The sequence below is a fragment of the Rufibacter sediminis genome (assembly GCF_014269285.1).
Taxonomy (GTDB): domain Bacteria; phylum Bacteroidota; class Bacteroidia; order Cytophagales; family Hymenobacteraceae; genus Nibribacter; species Nibribacter sediminis.
On sequence record NZ_JACOAF010000017.1, the window covers coordinates 16,613 to 28,499 of the forward strand.

The 11,887-nt window shown below is 55.4% G+C and carries 5 protein-coding genes; 1 reads left to right on the plus strand and 4 read right to left on the minus strand.

The window, feature by feature from the left end; translation table 11 throughout:
- Positions 1-56 precede the first annotated feature (56 nt).
- On the plus strand, positions 57-572 hold the full coding sequence (locus H7U12_RS05860) for a DinB family protein (RefSeq protein WP_317170749.1): 516 nt from the start codon (positions 57-59) through the stop codon (positions 570-572).
- 156 nt (positions 573-728) lie between these two features.
- Here the strand turns inward: H7U12_RS05860 and H7U12_RS05865 are convergent, their stop codons facing one another.
- The 4 genes from H7U12_RS05865 to bglX form a co-directional block, all read right to left on the minus strand.
- On the minus strand, positions 729-3,707 hold the full coding sequence (locus tag H7U12_RS05865) for a family 10 glycosylhydrolase (RefSeq protein WP_186634417.1): 2,979 nt from the start codon (positions 3,705-3,707) through the stop codon (positions 729-731).
- A 412-nt stretch (positions 3,708-4,119) separates the two neighbouring features.
- Positions 4,120-6,258, minus strand: a complete 2,139-nt coding sequence (locus H7U12_RS05870) for a glycoside hydrolase family 97 protein (protein ID WP_186634418.1) — start codon at positions 6,256-6,258, stop codon at positions 4,120-4,122.
- A gap of 411 nt (positions 6,259-6,669) precedes the next feature.
- A complete protein-coding gene (locus tag H7U12_RS05875; protein WP_186634420.1) occupies positions 6,670-8,859 on the minus strand; it encodes a glycoside hydrolase family 97 protein in 2,190 nt (729 codons plus the stop codon).
- A 514-nt stretch (positions 8,860-9,373) separates the two neighbouring features.
- A complete protein-coding gene (gene bglX / locus H7U12_RS05880) occupies positions 9,374-11,797 on the minus strand; it encodes a beta-glucosidase BglX (RefSeq protein ID WP_241749177.1) in 2,424 nt (807 codons plus the stop codon).
- Between the last annotated feature and the right edge of the window lie 90 nt (positions 11,798-11,887).

Below are 11,887 nucleotides of genomic sequence, written 5' to 3' on the forward strand. Positions count from 1 at the left end.
ATAGGGTTGTCAGTGGGTGGGTATTTCTTTGTGATATCACTAAACCAAAAGAAACAATGTCAGAAGTACAAACCTTGTCCGTGATTGATGTGCTCCAGAAAGAGCTGGAAGCCGAAGGCCAGACCACCCGCAACATGCTGTCGCGCATCCCCGATGACAAATACGATTGGCAGCCGCACCCCAAAAGCATGACCATTCGGGCGCTGGCTACCCACGTAGCCGAGCTGCCTTCCTGGATTGGCATGGTGATGAACACCCCGGAACTGGATTTCGCCACCGCTCCGTACAGCCCCAAAGTGATCAACAGTACCCAGGAACTGCTGGCGTATTTTGAGCAAACCCTGGCAGAAGGGAAAGCTGAGTTCGCCAAAGCCCAGGAAGAATCCCTGACGGAAGAGTGGACCCTCCGGAACGGCGAGATAGTGTATCTCTCCGGATCTAAGTATGACATGCTGCGTAACACCATGAGCCAGATCATCCACCACCGGGCGCAACTAGGCGTGTACCTGCGACTGCTCAACGTGCCCATACCGGGCAGCTACGGCCCCAGCGCCGATGATCAGGGGTTGTAAGTAAGCCCTTGACGGAAGTGTAGTTTGGGCCTGTTTTCTGAAAAAGAGTCCCAAAACGGATCTATTGCCACTGCCAAGTTCCTGAGTCGATATCCTCCAAAGCAAAGCGCCCGCTGAAACTCAGCGGGCGCTTTGCTTTAGGTAATTAACCAGCAGTTATTTTCTGCTCAGTTTGAAGGTGTGCACTTTGGTAGGCGTTACCAGGCGCACAAAGTAGAACTTGCCGCTGAGGGGGTGAGGGTCCAATTGGAAGCTGTATGTGCGGTTTGCCTCGACGGAGCCGGTGTACACGTGCTGCACTTTCTGGCCGTACAGGTCGAACAGTTCCAGGGAAACGTTCTGCTCCGGGGTGTCCAGCGTGAAGCTAACCGTCAGTTGGTCTTCAAACGGGTTAGGGAAAGCGGTTAATACCGGTGCTACGGCCACGGCCGCCTGCGTTTGCGAAGCCGCCAGCCCGCAGGTGCCCAAGGAGCCACCGTTTTTCAAATGGGCGGGAACCGCGGCAGGGGCAATGCAAAGCACGTTGGCTCCATTGTTTCCGGTGGCGTGGCACACCTGTACTTTGTCGCCTTTGTTCCCGCAGCGCACGTCTATGACTTCTACCGTCACCTGCGTGGTTTCTGAGCAGCCGTATTCATTGGTGGCCTGCACGGTGAACGTATACGTGCCCGCCGCCGATGGCGTGAAGACCGTAGTGCCGCCCGTGGTGGTGCTCAGGCCAGCGGCCGAGGTCCAGGTGTAGGTAGTCAGGCCGGGGGCAGACGTGCCGTTGGTAGCCGTGAGCGTCAGACTCTGGGCTCCGTAACCCAAGGCGATGGTGTTGGCCGGTAACCCCGTGTAGGTTTGGTCCTGGCGCGAAACCGCGATGGCCGGGGCCGGAATGGCGCCTACAATGGTGATGGTGGCCGAAACAGACGCTTGGTTTCCGTTTTCATCCATCGCCGTGAAGGTAACGGTGTTCTCGCCCAGGTTGGCGCAGGTGAACGTGCTCTGTGATAACGTGAAGCTGGCCTCGTCTAGAGCGCAATTGTCATAGGAGCCGTTGTTCACCTCGGCGGCCGTTATGGTCACGGTACCGTTGCGTAAGGTGCGGGTGATGTGTTGGGTAAACAGCGTAGGCGGCGTCGTGTCCAGGGCATTGAGGGTCACGGTTCTCTCAGAAAAATTGCCGTTGCCGTCCTGGGCCGTGATGGTGACCACGTGTTTCTGGCCGTGTCCGGATGCGAGTACAGTACCGGCCTCGGGGCTTTGGGTGAAGGTGATTTGCCCGCAGTTGTCGGTTCCGGTGAGGCCCGTGATGAAGTCAGGCACTACCAGTTCGCAGTTGCTTTGCAGCGATACGTTCTGCGCCACCGCCAGCATAAACGTTGGGGCGGTCACATCCTGTTTTTCCACCGAAAAAGTGCAGGAAGCCGATTTGCCCGAGGCATCGGTAGCGGTGATGGTCACGCTGAACGTGCCCACGCCCGAAACCAGAGTGCCCGCCGCCGGACTCTGCTGCCAGGTGATAGCGGAGTCTGCGGAAACGTCATCGGTCACTGAAATCAGGCTGGTGTAATCAGGTACCTGGGCGGCGCAGGAAGCGGATAAGGCCAAGGTCTGGGGCGCAAGGCAGGCCAGTACCGGAGCGGTGTAGTCAGTCACGTTAGAAGGTGCGCTCTCGTTATGGAACCGGTCTACCGCCGTGACTACGTAATAATAGGTCTTGGCCGCATCGGGCACTTTGTCTCTGAAGGAGTTGGTTGCGGTGGGCGTAATGGCCAGCAGCTGCTCGGCGTTGGTGATGTCAAAGGCGGGGCTTTCTGAGCGATACACCACGTAGCGGACAACCTTGTCAACTTCGGCGGACGAAGCGGGAGCGGGGCTCCAGGCGAGTGACACTGAATCAGGGGAGAAGCGGGAAGCTACCAACCCAGCCGGGGCCGGGGGCGGGGTGTTGTCGCGCCACGGCATGTTGGGCAGCAAGGCCGGTTTGGCGTAGAAGTTGGTGCGCAGCGAATCTCTGAACCCTAATTTAGTGGTGCTGCGCAGGCTGCTGGTGTTGTAGATGGCCTGGCCGTACACGTTGGGCAGGCTGCGGTTCAAGCGTACCTGGTTGGGAATCTGCGAGGGATTGGCCCAGTTAGCGCCTTGCGCCGGGTCGTTCACTTTGTAGCCCGCCAAACCAATGTAGATGTGCCGCCCGTAGGCGTTGTTGTTCCACCACGGCACAATGACACTATAGTTAGCGCCACCTTGCCCAATAAACCAGTACACCTGCGGGGCCAGGTAATCTACCCAGCCTTCCTGAAGCCACTTCCGGGAATCAGCATAGAGCGAAACATAGTGTTGCAGGCCGCTGGTATTTGTCCCAATGGCCGGGTTGGTGCTGTTGCGGTAAATGCCCGACGGCGACACGCCAAACTTCACCCACGGCTTCAGGACTTCAATAGTATCATGCACGCGCTGGATGAGCAGGTTCACGTTATCACGGCGCCAGTCTGCCCGGTCAGCGATGCCGCGGGAATAGGCATTATAGGTGGCATCGTCATTGAAGGCGGCGTTGGGGTAGAAGTAATCGTCAAAGTGAATGCCGTCCAAGTCATAGCGTTCCACTATATCGGCGATAACCGTTAAGATGTGGTCTCTTACCTGCGGAAGGCCGGGGTCTAAGGTGCGCAGGGTCCCAGACGCGATGAGCCAGTCCGGGTGCTGCTTGGCTACGTGGTTCTCGGCGAAGGCCGACAAGCCGTTCACGTTCGCGATGGCCCGGTAAGGGTTAATCCAGGCGTGCAGCTCCATGCCGCGCTTATGGCTTTCCTCCAGGGCAAACCGCAGCGGGTCCCAGGCGGGCGAGGACGGTCTGCCCTGTACGCCGTTGAGGTCCGCAGAGATAGGTTCCAGGTTGCTCAGATACAGGGCATCGCTCTGGCTTCTGACCTGCAGAAAGATAGCGTTGATGCCGGTGGCCTGGTGGTGATTGAGGATGCTGATAAGCGCCGCCTGTTGCTGGGCCGGAGTTTGGGAGCGGTTGGGCCAGTCAATGTTGGCATAGGTGGCAATCCAGGCACCCCTGAATTCCCGTTTGGGAGCTTGGGCTTGTACGCCCACGTGGAGCAGGCAAAGCAGTAAGACAGTAAGTAGATGTTTACGCATAGGGGGAATAGGTAAGTGGATGGATGAATAGATATTGTAATAATATTAAATTGTTCGCTTTTAATTGCAAAATTTATAAATAAGTTACTGAGGTGTTTGGGTATAAAGCAGAAATTGAATTATCGCTAGTGAGACTTGACTAGGAGCAGGAGAGAACCTGAAAAACCGAGGCCGTTTTAGGCCTGTTTTCCGGAAAACAGGCCTAAAATCCAGAAGAAGATCTGGTTTAAGTTTTCCGTCGATCTAAGTTCAATGCGGGGCACTCAGGCCAGAAACCAACCTTAAAATATCAGCTCCACCCCTTACCCTTCGATTTAGAGCATGAAAAAGCCCAGCTGAAATTTTCAGCGGGGCTTTTCCGGGGTATTTTTAAAAAAGGATAGATAAACCAGCCTGCGGCAGTTCAGGAATTCTACAGCTTAGGCAGGTCTTTCACGTCTTTCTTGCTGCCTTCTTTGATGCTGATGGCCACGCCACCGCTGGAGGCTAGACGCTGTTTAATGACGCTGTTAGGTGTCACCACCACTTTTCTCACGGTGTAGCTCTGCGGCTTTTTGTCATAACTGGCATCAGGGCCATCGGCGTAGATGGTGGCGATGTACTGCTTGCCTTTGGGCAGGAAGGAGAGGTTCACGGTGGCGGTGCGCGGATTTTCGTCAGTCACGCCGCCCACAAACCATTCATTTTTGCCTTTGGCTTTGCGGGCGGTGGTCACGTAGTCGCCGGGCTCGGCTTCCAGCACGTAGGTGTCGTCCCAATCAACGGCTACGTCTTTGATGAACTGGAACGCATCGGGGAAACGGAGGTAGTTCTCGGGTAAATCGGCGGCCATTTGCAGGGGGCTGTACATGGTTACGTAATAGGCCAGTTGCTTCACCAAGGTGGTGTTCACGCGGTTGCCGTGGCCGGTGCCGTAGTAAGAAAGATCGGTCTGGAAGATGCCGGGCGTGTAGTCCATGGGACCGCCCATCATGCGGGTGAACGGCAGAATGGTGCTGTGCTCCGGGGCCAGGCCGCCCATCGCCTCAAACTCCGTTCCGCGCGCCGATTCCTGCGCGATCCAGTTGGGATAGGTGCGGTGCAGGCCGGTGGGGCGCACGGCCTCGTGGCTGTTGACCATGATCTTGTAATCGGCGGCAGTGTTGGCCACGTGAATGTAGTGGTTCACCATCCACTGGCCGTCGTGGTGCTCGCCGCGCGGAATGATCTGGCCCACGTAACCGGTTTTCACGGCGTTGTAGCCATGGTCCACCATAAACTGGAAGGCAGGGTGCAGGCGGCGCTCATAGTTAGTCGCCGAGGCCGAGGTCTCATGGTGCATCATGATCTTCACCTTCTTAGACGCGGCGTACTTCTGCAGTTCCTTCACGTCAAAATCGGGGTAAGGCGTAGTGAAATCGAAGACGTTTTCTTTCCAGTTGCCAATCCAGTCTTCCCAACCAATGTTCCAACCCTCCACCAGAACGGCGTCAAACCCGTGCTCGGCGGCGAAGTCAATGTGTTTTTTCACGTTCTGGGTGGTAGCGCCGTGGCGGTTGTTGGGCGTGAGCTTGCTGAAATCCTGGTCCAGTTTCACGTTGTTCTCGGTGCCGTAGGCCCAGGTGCTTTTGCCAGCCACAAAGTACTCCCACCACACGCCAATGTATTTCACGGGCTTGATCCAGGAAACGTCTTGGTACTTGGTGGGCTCGTTCAGGTTCAGAATCAGCTTGGAGGCCAGGATGTCGGTGGCTTTGTCGCTCACGATGATGGTGCGCCAGGGCGTCTGCGCATCGGTTTGCAGATAGCCTTTGTTGCCCACGGCATCGGGCACCAAATGCGATTTCATCCGGAGGGTTTTGGCATCCACTTCCAGGTCCATGGCCGGGTAGTTAATGAGCGCTGCCTCGTGGATGTTGATATACAGACCGTCCGGCGATTTCATCATGGAAGGCGTCTGCACCGAGGGAGCAGAAATGGGGTGCTGCGCCGTAATCTGCACCGTGGCCTTCTTCTGCAAACCGGGAATCTCCGATATTTTGGAGGTCATGTACGGATACTCGTTCGTGTCATAATCGCCCGGAATCCAGAAGATCTTGTGGTCGCCGGCCAGATTGAACTGCGTGTGTTCTTCCTTGATCACGAAGTAATTTAGCTCTTTCTGTTTGGGGAACTCGTAGCGGAAACCCAGCCCGTCGTTGAACAACCTAAACCGCAAGCGGATCACGCGGTCTTTCTGCGCTTTCTGGGTCAAAGTCACCAGCAGCTCATTGTAGTGATTCCGGATGGTTTTCTGCTCGCCCAGCACCGGCTCCCACGTGTCATTCACCGATTGTACTTCGGTTTTGGTCACCGTGAAGCCGTCCAGGAACGAAGGCACGTCTTTGGTTTCAATGCCCAGCGTGCTGGGTTTGATGACCGCTTTTTTCTTGTAGGTGAGTTGGTAAGACGGAATACCTTTCTCCTTCAGTTCGAATTTGAAAGTGAAGTTCTTGTCCGGCGATAAAAGGGTTTGGGCGTGCAGCAAGGGTGCCATCGTCCAGACCAGTAGAAACAGCAAAAGTTTACGCATGGGTAAGAGTAAGTAAAGTGAATACGTTCTGGGGCCGTTTTCCAGAAATCGGCCCGAAAACAAGGTGTTGATTATGAAGTAACCAGACAGAAAGAAACAGAACCTCTTCTCGCATAATTGATCTTCTGAAAAGACTTGGTGAATGACGAATAGGAACGCTTCTTTCCCGCCTTTCCAGTTTGCCCGTAAGAGCCTTGCAGGAGGACCGAGTAGCGATTTTGTTTGTCTTGCTACTTGTCTGCAAGGTAACACCTGCCGTCCGGTTTTGGGCCTGTTTTCAGGAAAAGGGGCCCAAAATAGACCGCAGGAGAAAGAGCCCACCGACAGCCTTAAAAAGGAACGGGGCTTGCGGCATACCACAAACCCCATTCCTTTATTCAAAGAGACTAGCTTCAAAGAAGCCGCTCTGTGTTAATTTGATTTAGTTGATGACGCCTCTTCAAAGCTGATGGCGTAGCCACCGCCCGGCGCTACCAACTGCGAAAGTTTTGACTTGCTGGTCACGTTCACCTTCCGGATGGTGTAAGCCTGCGGATTGGTTTTGTAGTGGGCGTCTTTGGCATCGGCGTAGATGGTGGCCACGTACTTTTTGCCTTTGTCCAGGAAGTCAAGTTTGATGTTGGAGGTGCGAGCATTGTTTCCGCCCACGCTGCCTAAAAACCACTGGCCGGTGCCTTTGGCCTTGCGCGCCACCGTGATGTACTCGCCCGGTTCGGCTTCCAGGTACTTGCTGTCATCCCAGTCTACGGCCACGTCTTTGATGAACTGGAACGCATCGGGGAAACGCTCGTAGTTCTCGGGCAGGTCGGCGGCCATCTGCAGCGGGCTGTACATGGTCAGGTACAGGGCCAGCTGGTTGGCGATGGTGCTGTTCACGTGCGAGGTGTTGCCGGGGTTCAGCTTGCTTAGATCCATCTCGAAAATACCGGGCGTATAGTCCATCGGGCCGCCCAGCAAACGGGTGAAAGGAATCAGCGTCACGTGGTTGGGTTTGGAGCCCCCAAAGGATTGGTACTCCGTGCCCCGCGCCGACTCGTTCCCGATGAGGTTAGGGTAGGTACGGGCGATACCGGTCGGGCGCACGGCCTCGTGGGCGTTCACCATGATCTTGTACTCGGCGGCTTTCTCCAGGGCGTGCTGATAGTGGTTCACCAGCCACTGGCTGTAGTGGTTCTCGCCGCGCGGCAGGATGTCGCCCACGTAACCGCTTTTCACGGCATCATAGCCGTTGTCCTTCATGAACTGGTAGGCTTTGTCCAGGTGGCGCTCATAGTTACGCACCGAGGACGAGGTCTCGTGGTGCATGATCATCTTCACGCCTTTCGACTGGGCATACTCCCGAATGCCTTTCACATCAAAATCTGGGTACGGGGTCACGAAGTCAAACACGTAGTCTTTGGAGTTCCCGAACCAGTCTTCCCAGCCCACGTTCCAACCTTCCACCAGCACCCCGTCAAAGCCGTGCTTCGCGGCGAAGTCAATGTAGCGTTTCACGTTGGCCGTGTTGGCGCCGTGGGTACCATTGGGTTTGGCTTTGGAGAAATCGGTGATGCCCAACTGCACCGATGGGTAATCATTGGTGTACGACCAAGTGCTTTTGCCGGTGATCATCTCCCACCAAACCCCAATGTACTTCACGGGCTTGATCCAGGAAGTGTCTTTGATTTTGCTGGGCTCGTTCAGGTTGTAGGTCATCTTGGAGGCCAAAATGTCGCGGGCATCATCGCTCACGATCACCGTGCGCCAGGGCGTGCTGCGCGGGGCCTGCATGTAGCCTTTGTCCCCGATGGCATCGGGCGTGAGCCAAGACTCAAACACCATGTTTTTGTCGTCCAGGTTCAGGTGCATCACCGGGTAGTCAATCAAGGCGGCCTCGTGCAGGTTGATGTACAGCCCGTCGTTGGACTTCATCATGAGCGACGTTTGCACGCCGGTGGGCGAGAAGGTAGTCTGAGACAGGTTATTGGTCACCGCTTTAGCCATGATGCCTCTGATCTCCGACAGCTTGGAGGTGGTGTAGTCGTATTCCTGGGTGTCATAGTCGCCGGGAATCCAGAAGGCAGTGTGGTCGCCGTTCATGGCGAACTGCGTCCGCTCCTCTTTGATCACGAAGTAGGTGAGGTTTTTCTGGGTGGGGAACTCGTAGCGGAAGCCCAGCCCGTCGTCAAACAACCGGAACCGGATCAGCATTTTCCGGTCGGTGCCTTTCTGGTTGAGCGTCACGGCCAGCTCGTTGTAGTGGTTTCGGATGGCTTTCACCTCGCCCCAAACCGGTGCCCAGGTCTCATCATAATTGGTGGTCTGGTTGGCTACCAGGGTGAAGTTGTCATGCAGGGACGCCTGCTGGTTCACGGCTTTCTGGTCCATGTTGGCATCAGAACCGCCTGAGGCGGCATCGGCGGCTTTGGTCTTCAGCTCGAAGCCCAGTTTGCTGGGCTTGATGACCTGTTTGCCTTTGTAGGTCAGGCTATACGTGGGTGTCCCGTCATTCTGCAGCGCAAATCGCATGGAAAGTTTCCCGTTGGGGGATTTCAGTTCTTGGGCATGGGAAACCGCCAGGAGGCACAGCAGAAAAAAGGGCAAAAAAGAAAGTTTATGCATGTTCTAAAAGCAATGGTTGAAAGGAATCAATAAAATTACTTCATTTTGGCGAGACAAAAGCAATTCAGCGCAGCCTTGGTCTATTGCCAACGTTTGCATAGACTTAAATTCTCTTTTCATTAAAGATTAGCGTGAACAAGGGAATCATCTGGTTCCAGGGGCTAACCGTATTTCAGATACAAACGCAGATTCTCCCCTTGAGGGGAGCGTAGAGGGGTGTTTACATTCGCTGGGTTATGCATTTCTGACTTTCTTTTTGGATGTAAGAAAGCTCAAATGTTATCTCTAGAATGTATGTTCTCCTTTGTAAACACCTCTCTTTATCTCCCCTCAAGGGGAGAATCTGCATTGAACAGGCGCAGTAAGCAAGCAATTTGCAAAACTGTCAAAGCTTCAAATATCAAATTAGATGCTCTTGCCAGCATGATCTAAGACCTAATCAGGTTTAGGGGCTGCTTTCCCAAAAACAGCCCCTAAACCTGATTAGGTCTCTCTGATTAGCTTCCGTTCTCCTTTACGGTTTACCGGCCGCAGTCCCCGAAGCCGTGAGTGTAAAAGGCGCGGACTTCACGTCACGGGAGTTGGAGCCCACGTACACCAGGAAATCGCCGGGTTCGGCCACGTACTTCATGTTGATGTCGTAGAACTTAAGGTCATTCTCGGTGAGGGTGAAGGTTACGGTCTGTGTTTCGCCTTTCTTGAGGAAGATTTTCTTGAAGTTCTTCAGCTCTTTTACGGGCCGGGAGACGGTGCCCACCAGATCCTGCACGTACAGTTGCACCACTTCCTCGCCGTCATAGTTGCCGGTATTCTGCACCTGTACGCTCACCGTCATATTGCCGCCCGGCTGCAGATTGGCGGTGCTTAATGTTGGTGCCGAGATGGAGAACTTGGTGTAGCTCAACCCAAACCCGAAGGGGTACAGCGGATCGTTGGACACATCCAGGTAGCGCGATTTGTACTTGTCCAGTTGCTGCCCGCCGTACGGCCGGCCAGTGGCTTTAGCGTTGTAGTAAATAGGCACCTGCCCCACGCTCTGCGGGAAAGTGGCCGTGATCTTACCGGCCGGATTGTAGTTCCCGAACAGCACATCGGCGATGGCATTGCCGCCTTCCGTACCCGCAAACCAGGTTTCCAGAATGGCATCGGCGTTGTCATTTTCCCACTTCAGCGCCAAGGGGCGGCCGTTCATGAGCACCACCACCAAAGGCTTGCCCGTGGCTTTCAAAGCCTTCAGCAGATCCAACTGACGGCCGGGCAAGGTGATGTCAGCGCGGCTGGAGGCTTCACCGGTCATGCCCTGCGATTCTCCTACCACGGCTACCACTACCTCGGCTTTGCGGGCAGCCTGCACGGCTTCCCGGATCATGGCTTCTGCGGAGCGTTTGTCTATCTCAATATTGCCACCGTGGGCGTTCAGGCGGCGGAGCATGAGGGTGTCATCGGCGATGTTGGCCCCTTTGGCGTAGGTGATCTTCACGCCGGGGCCCGCGACGTTGCGGATGCCCTGCTCCACTGAGATAGCCTGTTTCCAGTCGCCGGCCCCGTTCCAGTTGCCCAGTTGATCGATCTGGCTTTTCACCAATGGGCCCACTAACGCAATGGAAGCGGTTTTCTTGAGGGGCAAGGTCTGGTTCTGGTTTTTCAGCAGCACCATGGTGCGGCGGGCGATGTCCCGAGCCGCCTCGCGGTACTCTTTTTTCAGGAGCGTTTCTTTGGCGCGCTGCTCGTTTGCGTAACGGTACGGGTCTTCAAACAAGCCCAGCTTGTACTTGGCCTCCAGAATACGACGGCAAGCGACGTTGATTTGCTCTTCGGTTACTTTTTTGTCTTTTACCAACTGGCCCAGATGTTTCAGGAAGACTTCGCCCACCATGTCCATGTCAATGCCGGCATCCAACGCCACCTTGGCTACTTCGTACTCGTTTTTGCCCAAACCATGGGGAATCAGTTCGTTGATGGCCGTATAGTCCGTTACCACCAATCCGTCAAAGCCCCATTGGTTCCGGAGCAGCTCGGTCATAAGCCAGCGGTTACCGGTGGCGGCCACACCGTTAATATCGTTGAACGAAGACATCACGCTGGCGGCACCCGCATCCAGCGCGGCCTTATAAGGCGGCAGGTATTCTTCCATCATGCGGCGCTCGCTCATGTCAGTGGTGTTGTAGTCGCGGCCGGCCTCGGCGGCACCGTATAGCGCGAAGTGCTTCACGCAGGCCATTACCGTATTGGCGGCCGTGAGGTCATTTCCCTGGTAACCGCGCACCATGGCCATTCCTATCTGCGAACCCAGCCAGGTGTCCTCGCCGGAACCTTCGGCAATGCGGCCCCAGCGCGGATCACGCGCAATATCCACCATGGGCGAGAACACCCAGTTCAGGCCGTCGGCCGAGGCTTCATCCCCCGCAATGCGGGCGCTACGTTCAATAGCGGCCAAATCCCAACTGGCGGCCAACCCAATGGGCATCGGGAAAATGGTGCGGTGCCCGTGGATCACATCGTACCCGAAAAGCAACGGTATTTTAAGTCTGGATTGGGTGATGGCTTTCTCCTGCAGTTTGCGCACGGCAATGGGCGTAAAGGTGTTGAACACGCCGCCCACCAGACCTTTGGTGATGTTCTCGTCCACATTTTCGCTCACCACCGGCCCTGTCACCGTGAAGCCCACCGACACCAGGTTCAGCTGCCCGATCTTCTCCTCCAGCGTCATCTTGGCCATGAGATCATCAATGAACTTCTTCATTTTAGGGTCCTGCGGCCTATTGTTAATGGGGGTAGTAGCGGTCGTCTGGGTTTGTCCGGTACCGGTGGCGACAGCAGTTTCAGGGGTTTTCTGCGGATTCATCTGCGTGCAGCCTCCACAGATCAGCAGGGTCAAGGCAAAAGTCAACTTTCTCATCATACGCGGGTGTTTGGTAATTTCTAATGGTACTCTCATGTGTTTGGCGGCCAGCCGATGCCTTCTCTTGCGGAGAAATCACGGCCGGGTATTTTGGGTTTGTTTTGGTAAAATCGGCCCGAAAACGCT

Bases quoted from the DNA above. Each gene is read 5' to 3' on its own strand.
- H7U12_RS05870 (WP_186634418.1), bottom strand. From the start codon at position 6,258: ATGCGTAAACTTTTGCTGTTTCTACTGGTCTGGACGATGGCACCCTTG.
- H7U12_RS05875 (WP_186634420.1), bottom strand. From the start codon at position 8,859: ATGCATAAACTTTCTTTTTTGCCCTTTTTTCTGCTGTGCCTCCTGGCG.
- H7U12_RS05860 (WP_317170749.1), top strand. From the start codon at position 57: ATGTCAGAAGTACAAACCTTGTCCGTGATTGATGTGCTCCAGAAAGAG.
- bglX (WP_241749177.1), bottom strand. From the start codon at position 11,797: ATGAGAGTACCATTAGAAATTACCAAACACCCGCGTATGATGAGAAAG.
- H7U12_RS05865 (WP_186634417.1), bottom strand. From the start codon at position 3,707: ATGCGTAAACATCTACTTACTGTCTTACTGCTTTGCCTGCTCCACGTG.